The sequence below is a fragment of the Citrobacter amalonaticus genome (assembly GCF_018323885.1).
In the GTDB taxonomy this organism is placed as follows: Bacteria; Pseudomonadota; Gammaproteobacteria; order Enterobacterales; family Enterobacteriaceae; genus Citrobacter_A; species Citrobacter_A amalonaticus.
Genome location: NZ_AP024585.1, coordinates 3,944,599 through 3,962,144, shown reverse-complemented (window position 1 = coordinate 3,962,144; position 17,546 = coordinate 3,944,599). Strand labels below are relative to the sequence as shown.

At 54.9% G+C, this 17,546-nt stretch carries 19 protein-coding genes; 6 read left to right on the top strand and 13 right to left on the bottom strand.

Annotated features, from left to right (window positions below):
• Positions 1 to 23: 23 nt before the first annotated feature.
• The 7 genes from KI228_RS18755 to KI228_RS18725 form a co-directional block, all read right to left on the bottom strand.
• A complete protein-coding gene (locus KI228_RS18755; protein WP_044264496.1) occupies positions 24 to 788 on the bottom strand; it encodes an SdiA-regulated domain-containing protein in 765 nt (254 codons plus the stop codon).
• A 194-nt stretch (positions 789 to 982) separates the two neighbouring features.
• Positions 983 to 1,258 (bottom strand): putative Se/S carrier protein, encoded by a 276-nt coding sequence (locus tag KI228_RS18750; RefSeq protein WP_042999294.1) that lies wholly within the window; start codon positions 1,256 to 1,258, stop codon positions 983 to 985.
• Complete coding sequence (gene yjiL / locus KI228_RS18745) at positions 1,255 to 2,022, bottom strand: putative 2-hydroxyacyl-CoA dehydratase activator YjiL (protein WP_042999295.1); 768 nt, start codon at positions 2,020 to 2,022, stop codon at positions 1,255 to 1,257. Before yjiL ends, KI228_RS18750 begins: the two co-directional genes overlap by 4 nt.
• A gap of 9 nt (positions 2,023 to 2,031) precedes the next feature.
• Positions 2,032 to 3,183: a double-cubane-cluster-containing anaerobic reductase gene (locus KI228_RS18740; protein WP_042999296.1), complete on the bottom strand. Its 1,152-nt coding sequence runs from the start codon at positions 3,181 to 3,183 to the stop codon at positions 2,032 to 2,034.
• Between the two features lie 96 nt (positions 3,184 to 3,279).
• Entirely contained in the window at positions 3,280 to 3,519 is a 240-nt protein-coding gene (locus KI228_RS18735) for a DUF2164 domain-containing protein (protein WP_054176782.1), read from the bottom strand.
• A 9-nt stretch (positions 3,520 to 3,528) separates the two neighbouring features.
• Positions 3,529 to 4,812, bottom strand: a complete 1,284-nt coding sequence (locus tag KI228_RS18730; protein ID WP_061069589.1) for a DUF445 domain-containing protein — start codon at positions 4,810 to 4,812, stop codon at positions 3,529 to 3,531.
• A 50-nt stretch (positions 4,813 to 4,862) separates the two neighbouring features.
• Complete coding sequence (locus tag KI228_RS18725) at positions 4,863 to 5,789, bottom strand: LysR family transcriptional regulator (protein WP_044264488.1); 927 nt, start codon at positions 5,787 to 5,789, stop codon at positions 4,863 to 4,865.
• Positions 5,790 to 6,013: 224 nt separating this feature from the next.
• Between KI228_RS18725 and KI228_RS18720 the strand changes: the two genes are divergently transcribed.
• On the top strand, positions 6,014 to 7,252 hold the full coding sequence (locus KI228_RS18720) for a dicarboxylate/amino acid:cation symporter (RefSeq protein ID WP_044253866.1): 1,239 nt from the start codon (positions 6,014 to 6,016) through the stop codon (positions 7,250 to 7,252).
• A 25-nt stretch (positions 7,253 to 7,277) separates the two neighbouring features.
• Positions 7,278 to 8,468: a cystathionine beta-lyase gene (gene metC, locus KI228_RS18715; protein ID WP_042999301.1), complete on the top strand. Its 1,191-nt coding sequence runs from the start codon at positions 7,278 to 7,280 to the stop codon at positions 8,466 to 8,468.
• Positions 8,469 to 8,498: 30 nt separating this feature from the next.
• Here metC and mdtM read toward each other — a convergent pair whose 3' ends face one another.
• From mdtM to KI228_RS18695, 4 genes are all read right to left on the bottom strand, one after another.
• Positions 8,499 to 9,731, bottom strand: coding sequence for a multidrug efflux MFS transporter MdtM (mdtM, locus tag KI228_RS18710; protein ID WP_099433781.1), 1,233 nt, complete (start codon positions 9,729 to 9,731; stop codon positions 8,499 to 8,501).
• Positions 9,732 to 10,056: 325 nt separating this feature from the next.
• Complete coding sequence (locus KI228_RS18705) at positions 10,057 to 10,698, bottom strand: LysE family translocator (RefSeq protein WP_054176780.1); 642 nt, start codon at positions 10,696 to 10,698, stop codon at positions 10,057 to 10,059.
• 48 nt (positions 10,699 to 10,746) lie between these two features.
• A complete protein-coding gene (locus tag KI228_RS18700; RefSeq protein ID WP_061069590.1) occupies positions 10,747 to 11,562 on the bottom strand; it encodes an AraC family ligand binding domain-containing protein in 816 nt (271 codons plus the stop codon).
• Between the two features lie 135 nt (positions 11,563 to 11,697).
• A complete protein-coding gene (locus KI228_RS18695; RefSeq protein WP_061069591.1) occupies positions 11,698 to 13,110 on the bottom strand; it encodes an aminotransferase-like domain-containing protein in 1,413 nt (470 codons plus the stop codon).
• Positions 13,111 to 13,286: 176 nt separating this feature from the next.
• On the opposite strand from KI228_RS18695, the gene KI228_RS18690 reads away from it, so the two are divergent.
• From KI228_RS18690 to KI228_RS18675, 4 genes are all read left to right on the top strand, one after another.
• Positions 13,287 to 13,451: a DUF1127 domain-containing protein gene (locus KI228_RS18690; protein WP_071888362.1), complete on the top strand. Its 165-nt coding sequence runs from the start codon at positions 13,287 to 13,289 to the stop codon at positions 13,449 to 13,451.
• Positions 13,452 to 13,600: 149 nt separating this feature from the next.
• Positions 13,601 to 14,065, top strand: a complete 465-nt coding sequence (locus KI228_RS18685) for a MarR family winged helix-turn-helix transcriptional regulator (protein ID WP_042999305.1) — start codon at positions 13,601 to 13,603, stop codon at positions 14,063 to 14,065.
• Between the two features lie 5 nt (positions 14,066 to 14,070).
• Positions 14,071 to 15,138 carry an HlyD family secretion protein gene (locus KI228_RS18680; protein WP_042999306.1) on the top strand — a complete coding sequence of 356 codons (1,068 nt, stop codon included), beginning with the start codon at positions 14,071 to 14,073 and terminating at the stop codon, positions 15,136 to 15,138.
• A complete protein-coding gene (locus tag KI228_RS18675; protein WP_061069592.1) occupies positions 15,128 to 16,192 on the top strand; it encodes a DUF2955 domain-containing protein in 1,065 nt (354 codons plus the stop codon). The genes KI228_RS18680 and KI228_RS18675 overlap by 11 nt, the downstream gene beginning before the upstream one ends.
• Before the next feature lie 93 nt (positions 16,193 to 16,285).
• Here KI228_RS18675 and yjiA read toward each other — a convergent pair whose 3' ends face one another.
• Positions 16,286 to 17,245 carry a GTPase gene (yjiA, locus tag KI228_RS18670; RefSeq protein WP_061069593.1) on the bottom strand — a complete coding sequence of 320 codons (960 nt, stop codon included), beginning with the start codon at positions 17,243 to 17,245 and terminating at the stop codon, positions 16,286 to 16,288.
• A 12-nt stretch (positions 17,246 to 17,257) separates the two neighbouring features.
• Positions 17,258 to 17,461 carry a YbdD/YjiX family protein gene (locus KI228_RS18665; protein ID WP_024130742.1) on the bottom strand — a complete coding sequence of 68 codons (204 nt, stop codon included), beginning with the start codon at positions 17,459 to 17,461 and terminating at the stop codon, positions 17,258 to 17,260.
• Between the last annotated feature and the right edge of the window lie 85 nt (positions 17,462 to 17,546).

Here is a 17,546-nt window from a genome sequence, read left to right as displayed (position 1 = left end):
AAATGGGTAAGGCGATGGCGGTATTATTGTGCGCTCTTAGACGTGAAGCGGTAAAACAGGTTGGGCTCTGCCACGATAAACAGCGTCCCCTGGTTATCCATCGCGATCCCTTCAGCCTGCTGTATGGTGTGCGCCAACCCGTGGTGACCTTCGGTTAGCGGCATGACGCCGAGAACGTTGCCGTCGGTTCTGACCTCTTTGAGCACTCGTGATTCGTGAGATAGGATCAGCAGGCTGTTCCGCTGCGGATTAAACTCCGCGCCTGAAATATCCTGCACACCTAGCTGTTGTTGCAGCGCATGGTCTTTACTGATGGTCAGATTGTCATTATTGAGCAGCCCCGTCACTTTATAGATCCCAATCGGTCTCTTTTCTTTAAAAAACCAGAATGTCTCTTTTTCACGTGACCAGGCGAGGCCCTCAAAACCGTCGTTGGTCGGGGTTTCATACAGATTAAGCGTTAACTTTTTGATGATGTTGACCTGTGACTGCGCATTGAGGGTAATCACGTAGATGGAATAGTCACTTTCATCGCTGATGACAAATGTGTCGTTACCAATGAACTCGATCGTCTCCAGATCGCGAATAAAATCGAGTGGGATGGTACGCAGCAGTTGACCCTGGCGGGTTAATTCAATAATCGCGGCGGGTTTATTGATTGTGCTGAACAACGTATTCGTTTTATCGGACCAGGTGAGTGAGGAGACATTTTTTTTCACGCCCGCGATCTGTTTAGCGTCTATCGTCGCGCGATAATCGGCAAGGGAGTTATTGTCATTGTCGGGCATGGCGTTACCCGATATGACATAACTCGCCCCCGCAATGAGTAAAGTAAGAAGAAGCATGATTCGCAGAGGTGAATTCAGATATCGGGCGGACAATCTCATTATTCTTCCTTAAATAAAATCAAAGACATTAAGGGAGAAAGTATAAAGATTAATCTTAATGAATCCTTAAACGGGTGATAATTGCATAGTGACATTTATCGTGGTTTCGCGGGGCAACGTGCTGGCGCGTCGAAGGTTGCCACACATTGCCAGTCGCCCTGCTCAAGGCGGTAGATTGATTCGGTGTGACCGGGGATCACCCACCGATCTTGTTCACCAGGCTGGCAATGCAGGTAGACGCACAGTCCGCAGCCCCCGCGCAACTGGCGGGGTATGTCGGCGACCCGAAAGGTCACGCCTGCGGCCTGCAACGCTTTGCGGGTCTGGATCACGCCAACCGTCGAATGAAATAAAAACAGGTATTCCGTCATCCGCGCGTTCTCTGCCGCTGGCCGATCAGCGCCGCGCCGATGGCGCCGGCAAACTGCGCGTCCGGGTGGGTGTTTACCGGGATACCGACATGGCCTTCCAGCATCCGGGCAAACGCTGCGCAGTGGCTGACGCCGCCGGTAAACAGCAGTGGCCCTTCTGAAGAGAGTCGACCAATGAAATTGGCGCTGCGTCGCGCCATGGCATTGATCACCCCCGCGAGGATCGCTTCCGGGGCGATACCCGCAGAGCGTAGGCTAATCACTTCGGATTCGGCAAAAACGGTGCACATACTGCTGATGGCGTGCGGCGCAACGCCAGCGGTAATGGTATCGAGTTGCTCCACGCTGGCGCCCAGGGTGCGTGAAATGACCTCCAGAAAGCGCCCGGTGCCCGCCGCGCATTTGTCATTCATCAGAAAGTCGGTGAGGTTACCATCGTCATCCAGTTGGATCACCTTGCTATCCTGTCCACCGATGTCAATGACCGTGCGGGTGGCAGGTGCGAGCAGCCGCGCACCCAGTCCGTGACAGGAGATTTCCGTCACCTGCTTGTCGGCAAAATCAACCAGCTGGCGGCCATAGCCGGTTAAGGTCAGGTAGGGGCGCGTTTCCAGACCTTCCGCGAGAACCTCCCAGGCCTCGCGGATGGCATCGGCAGGGCGGAATGGCGTCGGGCACAGGAAACGGCGCTCAATCACACCGCCGGTGAGTAAAATGCCTTTGGTCGCCGTCGAGCCGGAATCAATTCCTATCGAATACGTCACGCCTGCTCCTCACAGCATTTCAATAAAGGCCGCGACGCGGGTGCTGAGCTGGCCGACATCCGAGGTAGAGTAGTCGGTTTCAATGGCGATATAAGGAATGTTGTGTTGCTGGCGAACATGGCGCTTAATTGCCAGTGATTCAACGGCATAGGTATGACAGGCCTGCAAAATCACGTCCACCACGCCGTCTGCATGGTACTCTTCCACCATCTGGCTGAGCAGCGTCAGGCGCTGATCGTTTGGAGAGATGCACGAACAGCCGATGGCGAGATATTTGTCGGTGAGCGCCTCGTATACGTCACCAGTTTCCGCGACGCACTGCTCGGTCGCCTTCGCGCCGGTACAGTTTTCGTATCCCACCACCCAACCGCCGTTTTCCTCAATGGCGCGCACCACTTTTTCTGCCGCGCCGCCGATCGGACAGCCGGTGATCAGAATACGCGGACGGGCGTCCAGTCGTTTACCATCCTGCCATGCCTGGCGCACGCGTTCAGCCATGCTGTTCAGTTCGTCGATAAGGGCTTCTTTATCAAAGCGGAAGGTCGCGCCGTACACCACTTTCAGGATATCGCTGCCGCTCAATGCAGGGGGATTAAGCTGCCCGAGACGATAGAAATTCGCCAGTGCACGACGCTCACGGTTTTTGAGGACAATGGCGTCACGCAGTGCCGCTTCGGTAACCGGCGTCCCAAAGCGTGCTTCCACAGCCTGTTGCAGACGCAGAATTTCTGCTTTCCACAGCGCGCGTGAGGCGGCATCCTGGCTGCTGTTTGGCAACTGCATGACGTGAACGGCTTTGAACTCCGCCATATATTCATACATTTTCTTTTTGCCATCGCAGGTGGTTTCACCCACTACCAGGTCGGAAAAGTAGAAATAGGGGCATTTGTCGGTTTTGCCGAAGCCGTAGCTGCTTTTGATCAGCGGGCAGAGGTTGCGCGGTAGATCTTTTTCGGCTTCTTCGATGGTTTCATCCGACGTTGAGCACAGCGAGACCACCACCGCACCCGCCGCCATCGGGATCTCCTGCGGCATGAAGGTGCAATAGGTTCCCACCAGCGGGATACCCTGCTCTTTGAGATCCATCACGGTGAGAAAGCCTTTCTGGCGGGCTTCAGAGAACTGGTCGAAAATGGCGGGCAGATCGGTGATAAGCGACATGGATTTTCCTTCCCCGTGACACGGGAGATGTTAAAAGTGCTCGCATTATAACCATGTCAATGTTATGGGTTTATTGATCTCCCGCCAGGTAAGGCATTATAAAATCTTCTTCAGATCCATCTCTTCCTGGATGCGCTCGCTCCAGGCCAGATGCGTGCGAATCGCCTCCTCAATGCCCGCGTTGTAGTACACAGGCCCTAGTTTTTCGCTAATGAAATCAATAAAAAACTCAGCGTCGAACTGTTCCAGCTCCAGTTCGAAATGATCGCGGCAGTAGTCTCTGAGCGCATCGCGCAGACCGTCGCGCTGCGTCGGGGAAAGGGTAATGTCAGCCATTTTTTCTCCTTAAAAAGTGGACAGTGCGGGCAGCAGTGAGGGAAGTTGCGATAACAGGTATAAGACCAGCCCGATCGTCCCGCCCACCAGCGTGCCGTTGACGCGGATAAACTGTAAATCTTTCCCGATGTTAAGTTCAATCTGCCGCGACATATCGCGGGCATCCCAGCTTTTCACCGTATCGCTGATGTGGCGGGTCAGGAAGGCGGCAAACTCCGGCGCCACCCGATGGGCGGCCTGCTCCAGATGGCCGTTGAGCGAAGCGCGCAGCGCATCGTCGGCGATCAGCGTTTCGCCAAACCACTGTCCGGCATGGGCGATTCGCTGCTTCACCCTGGAATCGTCGGCGTTGATATCCTGCTTCAGCCACTGACGTAAATCCGCCCACAGCTCGCCGAGGTAGCGGTTAAAGGCTTCATCTTCTTTCAGGTAATCTTTGATGCTTTCCGCCCGGTTCGCCATCTCCGGATCGTTTTTCAGTTTGTCGATAAGCCTGAACGTGGCGCGATCGAAGGCGTGGCGGATTTGATGCGCGCGATCGTGGCTGATGTCGTCGAGCAGCGAGTTCACCGCTTCCGATACCAGCTCCGCGCTGTGCTCGCCCAACCATTCGGTAGGCAGAATTTTAGCCTTCAGCGGATGCTCGGTCTCCAGCCAGTGGACGATTTGCCGGGCGATAAAGGTCCTCGAACTGTCGCGCTGGAGGAGGGATATCAACTGGGCGATCAGCGTATCGAGCAGAACCTGATGGCGATCGTTTTTGGTCATGCTTTCCAGCATCAGGGCGCTGGTGCCGGAGAGATCGACCTTATCAATCGCCTTATGCACCGCCCGTTTTAGCAGGCGCTGGATACGGGCATCGTCGGTCAGTTCCAGAAAGCCGCTCATGATCTGCAACAGATGCTGTCCGACCCGCTGGGCGTTTTCCGGCTGGCTGAACCAGTTGCCAATCAGCAGCGCGGGTTCATGGCGGCGGATCAGCGCAACCAGGGACTGGGTGTCGAGGAATTTCTCCTGCACAAACTGCCCCAGATTCTCGCCGATGCGGTCCTTATTGCGGGGAATAATCGCCGTGTGCCGCGAAATGAACGGGAGAGGGACGCGGCGAAACAGCGCCACCACCGCGAACCAGTCCGCCAGGGCACCGACCATCGCCGCCTCGGCAATGGCTTTGATCCCGCTGACCCAAAAACCAGGCGGCAGGAAGAGGGTGATGACGAACGTAGTGGCCGCGATCAGCAGTAACGAAAGCGCCAGCAGTTTGGCGCGTTTGAGTTCAGCAATTTTATTCATACGCTTAAGGATAGAGCCAGACGGAGGGATCGTGCAAAAACAACCGGGGATCAGCCGGGGATCCAGTTGTCCCACGCTGGCAGTGTCCCTAACTCCGCGACCAAAAAATCAATAAACGAACGCACCTTCGGATTGCTGTATTTGCTGGGGAAATAGAGCGCGTAAAGGGTGTGCGTTTCGCAGGCGATCGTGCCGTCGAGCATCAGCGGGGTGATCTCCTCTTTCTGGATATGATCGCCAATCAGATAGGTCGGCAGATAGGCCACGCCCTGATCTTCCAGCACCGACTTCAGCAGGACCAGGCTGCTGTTGGCCTGGATCGGCATATGCAGTTTTAGCTGATGCAGGCGATCCTGCTCGTCGGCAACCTTCAGAACCGGGGTCAGGCCAGGATAAACCAGACAATCGTGATCGACCAGATCGGTACGACGCAGCGGCATCCCTTTCTTCGCGAGGTAACCGGGGGAGGCGCAGTACGCCCAGCGGATCGGCACCAGTTTACGCGTGGCATAGTTTTGCGGCGGGGCGGTGGAGATGCGCAGGGCGATATCGAAATCCGTGTCGTTCAGATTGACGAAGTTATCGTTGAGATCGATATACAGGTTCACATCCGGGTATTGGGTGCGATATTTGTCCACCAGATTGACCAGTCGGGAATAGCCGAAGGCAATCGAACAGGTAATGCGTAATTCACCTTGCGGATTATGATAATAACCAGAGGTAGTATTAAGCGTTTCATCAAATTCTTTCAGTAATTTATTGGCCCGGTTAAACAAATATTGCCCGGCGTCGGTCAGCGTAATACTGCGGGTCGTGCGCTTAATTAATGTTGTCCCCAGCGTATCTTCCATTGCCGCCAGACTTTTACTGACCGCGGACGGTGACACGTTAAGTTGCACCGCGGCTTCAGATAAACCTCCGCAGTCCACAATCCGGACAAAAAACTCTAAGTGCTTGAGAGAAATGGGTGCGCTCATTGTTTCCTTTTGCTCACAAGTGATTTGCAAAAACGGTACGAATAGGCCGTTACATTGGGTTTTGAAACATGTAACTATTGAATCACAGGAAACGACATACGCACAAAATGAAAAAATAACAACTTAAGTGAGGTGCGTCACAAATAGTAAGGAGGCAAAAACAGAACGTCGCCAAATTGTGAATTTACTCTCATTTAATTCCATTCTTATAAAAGGTACCGATTATGTGGACACGACTCGAACCCTACAAATCGTCAATTATTTTATTACTTGCTCTGGTGGCAGGTGGTTTATTAGGGATTTTAGCCCCCGCGTTTGCCAGTAAACTCCAGCCGATAGGTCAGATTTTCCTGAACCTGTTATTTATGATTATCGTTCCGCTGGTGGGAATCAGCGTAATGTCCTCTATCGCCAGTATGACCGACCTGAAACGCTTAGGGCGAATTATGGCGATTATCTTTATCGTTTCCATCGCGATGGCGTTTATTCCGGCGGCCGGTATCGTGGCGTTAGCCCTGTGGTACAACCCGGCGCAGGGGGTCACTATCGATCTCTCGCAGTCCGTGCAGGCGGGCAGCGGCAAGATGGATTTTGTCAGCATGATCACCACCAACGACTTTATTGGTCTGTTTTCTAAGTCGAATATTCTCGCGCTGATCGTGATGGCGATCATTGCCGGGATCGCGATTGGTCAGTCAGAACAGGCGGGTAAACGTATTGCCTCGCTGCTGGACGATGCCAACACCGTCATTATGAAGATCGTGTCGATCATCATGAAGGTCGCGCCGCTGGGGCTCGGTTGCTACTTTGCGGCGACGATGGCCAGCCAGGATTCCGGACTGCTGCTCACCTTTGCCCGGGCAATTGGTCTGTTCATGGTTGCCACGCTGGCTTACTACATTTTCGGCTCTATTCTCTACTCTTACATTGGCGGCGGCGTACCGGCGGTGAAGGCCTTCTGGCGTCACGCCATTGAGCCTTCTGTCACGGCGCTGGGTACCTGTTCTTCGCTGGGCACGCTGCCGGTGACGCTGCGCGCGGGCAAAGCGATGGGGATTAACCCGGAAATTGTGGATGTCTCGATCCCACTGCTGGTCAACCTGAACAAAGGCGGCGTGGCGATGATTGCGGCGCTGAAGATCGTCTTTATTTACTCGGTGCTGGGGATCCCATTCACCACGGAAACCTTCTTCCTGACCATGCTGATCGCCGTGCTTTCCGCGATTATCGTCGGCGGCGTACCGGGCGGGGCGTTCCTTGGGGAGATCTTTATCGTCACCACGCTGGGACTGCCGATGGAAACCATTCCGATGTTGGTGGTGCTGGGCACCATTACCGATGCCCCGGCGACGCTAATTAACGTGATTCATGATTTGAATGCGGCACAAATTGTAGAACGCTTCTCCGGGAAAAAGTCGGTGAATGCAGAGATGAATGCGACGGCGACGGCCGCCGAGGTTTAACGCACGGATTAAGGATAAGAAGGTTATGAAAGATTCAGTGAAACTCGAAACCCAGTTGGTCATCGCCGGACGCGATAAACGCTATACCCAGGGCGCGGTAAACCCGGTTATCCAGCGCGCCTCTTCGCTGGTGTTTGATACCGTGAAGGACAAAAAATTCGCCACCGCCAATCGCGCAAACGGTGAGTTGTTTTATGGTCGTCGCGGCACTTATACCCACTTCGCGTTTCAGAAAGCGATGAGCGAACTGGAAGGCGGCGTCGGCTGTGCGCTCTATCCGTGCGGTGCGGCGGCGGTGACAAACGCGATCCTCGCGTTTGTACAACGTGGCGATCATCTGCTGATGACCGGGGCGGCATATGAACCAACACAGGATTTCTGCAATAAGATCCTGAGCAAATTCAACGTCGAAACGACATACTACGATCCGATGATCGGCGCCGGAATTGTCGATCTGATCCGCCCAGAAACCAAAGTGGTGTTCCTTGAATCACCGAGCTCGATCACCATGGAAGTACAGGATGTGCCGGGAATGGTGAAGGCTATTCGTGCGGTGAACCCGGAGATCGTCATTATGATCGACAACACCTGGGCGGCTGGTGTGTTGTTTAAGGCGCTGGACTACGGCGTGGATATCTCGATTCAGGCAGGCACCAAATACACGATTGGTCACTCTGACGGCATGCTGGGAACGGCGGTATCCAACGCCCGTTGCTGGGACCAATTGCGTGAAAACTCGTATCTGATGGGGCAAACGCTGGATGCCGATACCGCGTATAACGGCAGTCGCGGCCTGCGTACGCTGTCGGTGCGTCTGAAGCAGCATCAGGAGAGTAGCATTCAGATTGCCCGTTGGCTGTCGGCACGCGCAGAAGTGGCGCGGGTGAATCATCCGGCACTGCCGGAATGTCCGGGCCACGAATACTTCACGCGTGATTTCAGCGGCAGTTCTGGTTTGTTCTCGTTCGTGCTGAAAAAGCGACTGACGGATGAACAGTTAGCGAACTTCCTCGATAACTTCTCGCTGTTCCACATGGCTTACTCATGGGGCGGATTTGAGTCGTTGATTCTGGCGAACCAACCGGAAGAGTTGAACAGCATTCGCCCGGCCGGTGAGGTTGATTTCAGCGGGACGCTGGTGAGGGTGCATATCGGCCTGGAAGATGTCGGCGATTTGATTGCCGACCTTGAAGCCGGATTTGCCCGCATTGCTTAAAAAAACGGCCCCGCATGGCGGGGCCTGATTTTACTTCTCTGTTGCCAGTTCCGTTGCGTGATACTGGCGTACCCGCGTTAACAACCCTTTCAACGTGAATACCACCGCCACTCCCGCAATGACTGCCAGCAGGTGAAACGGGATCCGGCCGCCGTTAAACCACAGTCCGCGACCGATTTCGACGGAAACGGCCATCACCGCCAGAATGACCATGTTCAGCGAGGCCGACACGGTTCCTTTCGGCAGGTTGTTGGTAAACAGCGTGAAGCGGAACAGCGTCGGGAAGATTAGCCCAATGCCAAACGCATACAGACTGGTGCCCAACACCGACCACAGCCACACGTGAGGCCAGAGCAGGTTCCCGGCGATCAGTACAAACAGGCCGCTGAGCTGAATGGGCACCGCACGCCAGATAAAGCGCGGGTTGGTCGGATCTTTTACAAAACGAGCAACGACCATGTTGGCGACGATGACCGCACCGAACACCGGAACCTGCACCCAGGCGAACTGGGAGGACGTCATGCCACCCGCGTCGATCAGGATCACCGGGGAAACGGCGACCCAACTCATCATTGGGATGTAACTTAGCGAGATCGTGGCGACGCCAAAGAGGAACACGCGGTTGCGAAAGACATCGCGAAAATCGCGTACGACGCTGATCGCACTAAACGGCACCGCGCCGCGCTGGACCGTCTCCGGCATCGCCAGCAACAGGCCCATAAAGGCGATAAAACCCATTACCGCAATAATGGCGAACAGCACCTTCCAGTGGACGAAGTGCATCAGCGCCGCGCCGGAAAGCGGGCCAATGATCGGCGCTACCAGCACGATAGAGGTGATGATTGCCATCAGCTTGATAGCTTTCGTTTGTCCGAACGCTTCCTGCACCGTGACGTAGCCGACCGTCGCGATAAAGCAGATGCTGGTGCCCTGCACCACGCGCGCGATCAGAAACTGTGTCATTGAAGTGGTGAACAGCGTGGCGGTACAGGCGAGGGAAAAAATGAGCGCCCCCGTGACCAATACCGGACGACGACCGATCCGGTCGGAAAGCGGCCCCAGCAGCCATTGCAGCGCCATCCCTCCGGCGAGATAGAGACTGACCGCCGCCGGCGCCAGACTGACATCGGCATCAAACTCCCGCACGACGTTGATGATGCCCGGTTGAATCAGGTCCGTCGACAGATAGGCGGCAAAATCGTACAGAATCAGCGCCATCGGAAAGAACAGCGTCGTGGCGTGCCGCTTGAAAAACTCAATAATCCATTGCATACAAAACGAACTCCATGTGGAGAACCCCTTAACGGGAACAACGAAATTCAATACTGTCACAGGGACATCAGGCAGAAAAGAGAGAACAGCAGACTGCGGATGTACTGAATTTCATGTAATCAAAAGCACTGCCCATGAGAATCAAAGACAGGGGAACACATTCTGACGCTTGTCAGAATGTGTAGCGATTACAGATGGTTATCAGCACATCACACCTCGAGAAAAGTAAGTTGAACGGAAAATATACACCTTAAGTGTCATTATAATTTGATGTTAGTCAATAGAATGGGCTGAATTCATTCAGTATCTCAATGAGCTACGGGAAGAGAAAGCGCCAGACGATCCCGCAGCCAAAGGCGATCAACACGACCCCGGCGAGACGTTCGATCCACACGATCCCGTGGCTTAGCCGTCGCTGGATAAACGGCAGGCCAATCCCCATCACAATCAACAGATCCCAGCACAGTACGACGCTGGTCATCCAGATCCCGCTGACGGCCTGCTGCACCAGCGTCACTGACGGGCCAAGCAGGGCGGTCATCAGCGCCAGATAGAACAAGGCATTTTTCGGGTTGAGCAGCGACGAACCCAGCCCCAGCAGCACTTGTTTGCCCAATCCCGGACGCGTGGACTGGGCATCTGCGCCCGTCAGCGTTTGCGGACGACTGCGTAGCAGCAGGCTGCCGATCCACAGTAAATAAAGTGCGCCCAACAGTGCGATCAACGTGAAGAGCTGGGGAAGCTGACGGAGGATCCCCCAGCCGGCAATCGCCAGAAGGATATAAATGCCGTTACCGGTGGCGATCCCCAGGCACAGCCCGGCACTGCCGCGCAGTCGATAGCGAACGGCGTAGCCCACCAGTAAAAAGAAATCCGGTCCGGGGCTGAGCAGCGCCACAAAGTGAGCCAGCGCCAGGGCGGGAAAGGCAGGGGGAAAGAGTACAGACAACGGTTCCATAGTGACCTCAGTGTGCAAACCTGAGTTCACGCTACGCCCGGTGAAACGCTAATTATTGTCTGATATTGATCGCCCCCGCGCATACTGACGCGGTGTGGCGGCGGTATAGCTGACAAAGGTGCGGTGGAAATGGCTCTGGTCGGCAAAACCACTCTGATAACCGACGTCGGCGATATCGTCTCCGGCGCGCAGTCGCGTCCTGGCAAAATCGATCCGCGCGATGTTCAGATAGCTGCCCGGCGTCAGACCGGTGTCCTGCTTAAAGGTGCGAATCAGCGTCTCTTTGCGCATGCCGAACTCTTGCGCGATATCATCTAGCGACGGTGGAGAGAGCAAATTGTTGTGCAGCCGCGCTTTCAGAGACTGACTGGTCGCTCGCGTGCGCGGCGGATTTCCTGACTGCAAGGGGAGTGCGCGCAGCAGGAGACGGACGGCATCGATAAGCGGCGCGGTTTGTTGTTTCTCCATTAACGCCACAAGGTCGAGAAAGCGCTGAAAGCGTTGTGGATCGCGGATCACCGGGTTCGGGGCGAAAAACGGTGCAGGGATTGTCTGTTCGGGCAACTGGGCAACACACCAGTCCGCGTCCAGGTAGAGCATATGGTAGCTGCGACACTGTCCATCGACCGGATTACAGCTGTGCGGCACATGCGGTGGGATCACAATCAGATCGCCTGCCTGCAAACGGTATTCTTTGCCATCGCTGACACAGCAGGTTTCACCTTCCAGAATGGCCCCAATGGAGAGCTGCGGATGATGATGGCGCTTATAGGCCTGATGGCTGCGCCAGGTGCTGCGCAGCTCCAGCCATGCAAGTCGCTCATCGCGCCAGAACGATTGTGGAATATCTCGGGTGTGGGTCACAATTAGTGCCTCCGGCATAGTCATGCTTTGTTATATCACGGTACAAAGACTTACCGGACTTTCCGCAGAAGAGCTGCAGAGTGTGATTCACTGAATACGCTGTGTCGCGTTCAGGCCGTCCGGTAAGTCGAATGTTTACTCCATCGCGACTTTGATCGCCTCGCCCAGCTTCTGCATCACGTCCCGGTGCTTCTCGTTGGGCGGAAGCGCACAGTTTATGCGCACGCAGTTGCGGTATTTCCCTGATGCGGAAAACAGTGAGCCCGGCGCGACCTGAATTTTCAGGCGGCAAAGCTGTTTGGCAACGCAAACCATATCCACTTGTTCCGGCAATTCGACCCACAGCATAAAACCGCCTTTTGGTCGCGTTACGCAGATCCCACAAGGAAAGTATTCCCGCGCCCAGCAGGTATAAATCTCCATATTACGCTGATAAATCTGCCGCATTCGCCGGACGTGGCGGTGATAGTGTCCTTCCTGGACAAACGTCGCAGCCGCCAGTTGTGTGGCGGGAACGTTGGTGCCAATAACCGCATACTTCATATGCAGTAATTTGTCGTGATAACGACCCGGAGCGACCCAGCCGACGCGCAGGCCAGGGGCGACCGATTTGGTGAATGAACTGCAAAGGATAACCCGACCGTCGATATCCCTGGAGTGAATGGTTCTGGGGCGGGGATACTCTGTCGCCAGTTCACCGTAAACATCATCCTCGAAAATCACAATGTCGTAGCGTTGAGCGAGCGCCAGCACCGCCCGCTTACGGGTGTCCGGCATGATAAAACCGAGCGGGTTATTGCAATTGGGCACCAGGATAACGCCTTTGATCGGCCACTGTTCAAGCGCCAGCTCCAGCGCTTCAATACTGATGCCGGTATCCGGATCGGTCGGGATCTCAATCACTTTGATCCCTAAACCGCGCAGCAATTGCATGGTGCCGTAATAAGCCGGGGATTCCACAGCGACAATGTCTCCTGGCTGGCAGACGGCCAGCAGGGCCAGTGACATGCCGCTTTGACTGCCGCTGGTGATCACCAGATCGTCGGCGTTAACCACCGATCCGCCATCCAGCATCAGCCGGGCGATTTGCTGGCGTAGTGCGAGGCTGCCAGCCAGTTCATCGTAGCCCAGAACCGCACTCAGATTGTGTTGTGCTACGCGACTGAGTTCGCGCCAGAGCGGTTTCAGGCTGGGTTGGCTAACATCCGGAATACCGCTGCTAAGCGGGATAACCGATTGGTCGTGATGGCCTTCCAGCATGTTCAGTACCTGCTCCCATTGGGTAATCTCAACCGGACGCTGTACCGGACGCGACATCGGCGGGACCGGCGGCAGCGCTTTCTGAGGCGCGACGAAGTAGCCTGAACGGGGCTGCGGCGTAATGAGCTGCAATGATTCCAGTACCTGATACGCCTGCTGTACGGTGCTGATACTGACACCGTGCTCCTGACTCAGACTGCGTACTGACGGCAATTTCTCTCCGTGACGATACAGCCCTTGTTCAATACGCTCGGTCAGCAGGTTGGCCAGATGTTGGTAACGCGTCATGCTGTATCCCTCGAAGATGCCATACAGATGTAAAAACCAGTACAGACAGGTGCAAAATGTGCGATGCAGAGACAGTATTAGCGAATCTGTATGTTAAATAAAAGCTGTTTTTGAATCTGTATCGATCCACTCGAAAACCGCCAGAATACAGGCTCTGGTATGAGAGGGGGTGGAGTATGGAATTTCATGAAAACAAAGCAAAGCAGCCGTTTATTGGTTTTGTCCTGATCTGGCGAGCGTTTAAAAAATGGCATCTGCAGGCGCAAACCCGACGGATCCTGCAACAGATGAGTGATGAGCGACTCAAGGATCTGGGATTACGCCGGGATCAGATTGAATAGCGTGACTGTAGCAGTCAGAGGCTGGAGGTTGAACCCGTCCGGCCTTTGTTACATTCATAAAATTTATCAATTCATGCTTACAGACAGTGTGTTTCTTGATACTTATCCTGATAAGTATTATTTTCCTTTCGCTTAGAGAGGAAAGAGACATGACTGAAGATGAGCTGTTTGCCCGCCGCCCGTTGGGGATGCGTATGGCGATGGTCGTGCGTCAATGGCGGGCCATTATTGATGCGGCTATTACCGATACCGGCCTGACCCAGTCCAGCTGGACGGTGCTGATGCAACTGTATCAACTGGGCGATAACGTTTCGGTCAGTGAACTGGCACAGGTGCAGGGTATTGAACTGCCACCGCTGATGCGCACGCTCACACAACTGGAAAATCAGGGCTATCTGGTGCGTTCCACATCGCCTTATGACAAACGCATCCGTCTGCTAATGCTAACTGCGGAAGGCCGTGCCCGGCTGGTAGAGTTGAACCGGATGATTGAAGCCTATCAATGTCGCGTCACGCGTACCATTCCTGAAGCAGATCTCGCTTCCTTCAGCGCCACCTTAAATGTAATCGCCTGCAATCTGCGGACAATCCGCGAAGAAGATAATCAACACTAAAAACTATGATGACCCCAGAACAAAAATTTGCCCGTTGGGTAAGGGTGAGTATTGCCGCTTTCCTTGCCATATTCGCCTGGTTTATCGTTGCCGATATTTGGATCCCGCTGACGCCAGATTCCACGGTGATGCGTACAGTTACGCCGGTTTCAGCACGCGTTTCCGGGTATGTTTCGCACGTCTACGTGCAGAACAACAGCACGGTAAAAAAAGGCGATCTGCTTTACGAGCTGGATCCCACGCCATTTATCAACAAAGTCGAGGCCGCGCAAATCGCCTTTGCGCAGGCCAGACTGAGCAATCAGCAACTGGATGCACAGATTGCTTCTGCCCGCGCCAACCTGCGTACTGCTGAATATACGGCGCGTAATGACAAACTGACGTTCGATCGTTATCAGCGGCTAAGCGCGATGCAAAACGTCTCGCAGGCGGATCTCGACAGGGTGCGGACGACCTGGCAGACCAGCGAACAGTCGGTAACCGCGCTGCATGCCAACATCCAGAATCTGCTGATCCAACGCGGCGAGCGCGAAGACAGCCATAACGTGACGCTGCAAAAGTATCGCAACGCGCTGGAAGAGGCGCAGTTGAATCTGGCATGGACAAAAGTGCGCGCAGAGACGGACGGAACGGTGAGTAATCTCCAGCTTAACGCCGGGCTTTACGCTACCGCCGCCACGCCACTGCTGGCGCTGGTCAGTAATCAGACGGATATCGTGGCCGATTTCCGCGAGAAGAGCCTGCGCCATACCCGCGTCAATACCGATGCCGCCGTGGTGTTTGATGCCATGCCGGGTAAAGTGTTCCGTGCGCGTGTGACCAGCAGCGATGCGGGGATCCTCGCCGGACAGGAAGAGGTCAACGGTCAACTGTCGCAGCCAGAGCAATCCACCCGTTGGGTGCGCGATGCGCAGCGGATGCGTATTCACGTGACGCTGAGTGAACCACTGGACAAACCGTTACCGACCGGTGCCCGCGCCACGGTGCAGTTGTATAACAGCGAAGGCCCCTTTGCCCGAACTTTTGCTGGCGCGCAAATCCGCCTGGTCAGTTGGCTGCATTATGTCTATTAACACCCTGGCGCGCGTATTCACGCCACATGACAACATCGTCTATACAGCCAACGACTTTCGCCAGACTCTGCGGATAGCCGTTGCCGGGACGATCGCGCTCAGTATTTCGACCTTTTACAACGTCCAGTACGGCGTTTTCTTCGTGGTCTATCCGTTGATGCTGATGTCGCTGGTACCGGTGTTTAACCGCCACGTAGCGCGGCAGTTTGTGTTCAGTGCGGCGGTGAACTGCGTCGAAATGGTATTGATTGTCGGTTATCTCTCGCAATGGCCAGTGATCATGACGCTGGTGGTGTTTGGCCTTTACGTGATGCGCTTTCGCTTTATGAGCAAGGGGCCGCTGTTTCTGCTGGGGTCAATGGGTGTGGTCTGCCAGAGTACGATGCTCAATTTTATGAGCTATCCCACCACAGACTGGCACACGCTGATGTTTTCCAACATGGAAGCCTGCGTGATGGCGGTAGCGCTGAGTGCGCTGCTGCACTATTTGATCCCCGATGTGGAACCGCGTAACTCGCCGCCGCGCATTGAGAAAGACGACGCCCGCATTCGCCACGAATCGCTGCTTTCCGGCACCGTGGCGACGATGATCTTTGTGATCTTCCAGATTTGCGATCTGAGCGATTCGCTGTCAGCGCTGATGGCGGGGATTTTGATCCTCTTTCCGATGCACTATCGCGGCGCGGTCCTGAGTTCCCTCTGGCGCGTCGTCGGTGTGGTACTGGCCTGTCTCTATATTCTGGTGGTGCAGTTGCTGATTTATGATTTCAGTAATCACATGCTGTTAATGATGCCGCTGATCGGTCTCGGATTGGCTTTTAGCGCCCGTCTGCACGTCATGGAAAAAGTGGGCGCAGGCGTGGGGTTCGCCAGCATCACCACAATCGGTATTATGTTCGGCCAGAACCTGCACCCGAACAGCGACCTGGTGTTCAGCGATTTGTACCGCATCACCTCAGTCACCGTCGCGCTGCTGGCAACGCTGACGATGGTCTTTCTGGTCCACCGAATACTGAACTGCTTTGCGGCGACGCGATTTGTGGTGGAGGGATAAGGGGATTATCGAGCCAATGCCGGATGGCGGCTTTGCCTTATCCGGCCTACGGGGTAGGGCGCCCGATAAGCGTAGCGCCATCGGGCACGGGAATCACGACTTCTTCAGCCCCGCAAAGGCGGCTCTGATGTCGTCTTCCGGCAACTGAATGCCGATAAACACCAGCGTGCTGTGCGGTTGTTCGTCGCCCCACGGGCGGTCCCAGTCGGCACTGTACAGGCGTTGCACCCCCTGGAACAGCAGACGGTTCGGTTCGCCTTCAATCCACAGCATACCTTTGTAACGCAGCAGTTTTTCGGCGGATTCCAGCAGCAGGTTTTCCATCACGCGGGAGACGTCGCCGATATCCACAGGGTAATCCAGTTCCACCACAATGGAAGAGATATCGTTCTGCTTGTCGGCGATAAAGTGAAAGCGCGGTTTGGCGCTGACGACGTTCTCTTCCAGCATAAAGCCATTGGTGTCGAATAGCAGAGAAAGATCGATATCGCCGTGCGTAACGGTATACACCGGGGCGCGGGCGTTGATGCGCGCCAGACGTTCGCGAAGCTTTTCACTTTCGCCAGCGACGTCGGTTTTAGTCAGCAGAATGCGATCAGCATAGCCGACCTGCGACTGCGCAATGGTGAACTGGTTCATTTGCTCATCGGCATGGACCGAATCAACCAGCGCAATCACGCCGTCCAGCAGATAGCGCTGACAAATCACGTCGTGGGAGAAAAAGGTTTGAATAATCGGGCCGGGGTCGGCCATGCCGGTGCACTCGATCACCAGACGATCAAAATTGATGGCGCCCTTATCGAGGTTATCGAGCAGGTCTAACAGCGCGTCTTCCAGCTCGTTGGAGCGTGTACAGCAAATACAGCCGTTGGTCAGGGTTTTGATCTGCGTGGCGCGATCGCCAATTAGCTGATCGTCCACGGACACTTCGCCGAATTCGTTTTCGATAACGGCAATCTTGTAGCCGTGTTCTTCGTTGAGGATGTGGCGTAGCAGGGTGGTTTTACCTGCGCCAAGAAAACCGGTGAGTAGGGTGACTGCAATCGGGGTCATTCACTTCTCCTTCTAACAGCAGCGCATGCCGCCTTTACCGTCGCCGCCGTAGCGCGCCTGCTGGCGCTCGCGGAAGAATTCTTCATAGCTCATGTACGGCTTGTCCGGATGGTTGGTTTGCATATGCTCGACATAGTTGTCGTAGTCTGGAATACCAATCAACATCTTTGCCGCCTGGCCGAGATATTTTTTTGCCTGACCTAAGTTACCAAACATTGTGCCGCCTCGTGAATGATTAAAGCCGGATGACGGCTTTCGCCTTATCCGGCCTACGCTTAAAGCATTTTGTAGGCCGGGTACG

Coding starts and splice junctions, on each gene's coding strand:
- KI228_RS18755 (WP_044264496.1), bottom strand. CDS start 788: ATGCCCGACAATGACAATAACTCCCTTGCCGATTATCGCGCGACGATA.
- KI228_RS18750 (WP_042999294.1), bottom strand. CDS start 1,258: ATGACGGAATACCTGTTTTTATTTCATTCGACGGTTGGCGTGATCCAG.
- KI228_RS18740 (WP_042999296.1), bottom strand. CDS start 3,183: ATGTCGCTTATCACCGATCTGCCCGCCATTTTCGACCAGTTCTCTGAA.
- KI228_RS18735 (WP_054176782.1), bottom strand. CDS start 3,519: ATGGCTGACATTACCCTTTCCCCGACGCAGCGCGACGGTCTGCGCGAT.
- KI228_RS18730 (WP_061069589.1), bottom strand. CDS start 4,812: ATGAATAAAATTGCTGAACTCAAACGCGCCAAACTGCTGGCGCTTTCG.
- KI228_RS18725 (WP_044264488.1), bottom strand. CDS start 5,789: ATGAGCGCACCCATTTCTCTCAAGCACTTAGAGTTTTTTGTCCGGATT.
- KI228_RS18720 (WP_044253866.1), top strand. CDS start 6,014: ATGTGGACACGACTCGAACCCTACAAATCGTCAATTATTTTATTACTT.
- metC (WP_042999301.1), top strand. CDS start 7,278: ATGAAAGATTCAGTGAAACTCGAAACCCAGTTGGTCATCGCCGGACGC.
- KI228_RS18705 (WP_054176780.1), bottom strand. CDS start 10,698: ATGGAACCGTTGTCTGTACTCTTTCCCCCTGCCTTTCCCGCCCTGGCG.
- KI228_RS18695 (WP_061069591.1), bottom strand. CDS start 13,110: ATGACGCGTTACCAACATCTGGCCAACCTGCTGACCGAGCGTATTGAA.
- KI228_RS18690 (WP_071888362.1), top strand. CDS start 13,287: ATGGAATTTCATGAAAACAAAGCAAAGCAGCCGTTTATTGGTTTTGTC.
- KI228_RS18685 (WP_042999305.1), top strand. CDS start 13,601: ATGACTGAAGATGAGCTGTTTGCCCGCCGCCCGTTGGGGATGCGTATG.
- KI228_RS18680 (WP_042999306.1), top strand. CDS start 14,071: ATGATGACCCCAGAACAAAAATTTGCCCGTTGGGTAAGGGTGAGTATT.
- KI228_RS18675 (WP_061069592.1), top strand. CDS start 15,128: ATGTCTATTAACACCCTGGCGCGCGTATTCACGCCACATGACAACATC.
- yjiA (WP_061069593.1), bottom strand. CDS start 17,245: ATGACCCCGATTGCAGTCACCCTACTCACCGGTTTTCTTGGCGCAGGT.
- KI228_RS18665 (WP_024130742.1), bottom strand. CDS start 17,461: ATGTTTGGTAACTTAGGTCAGGCAAAAAAATATCTCGGCCAGGCGGCA.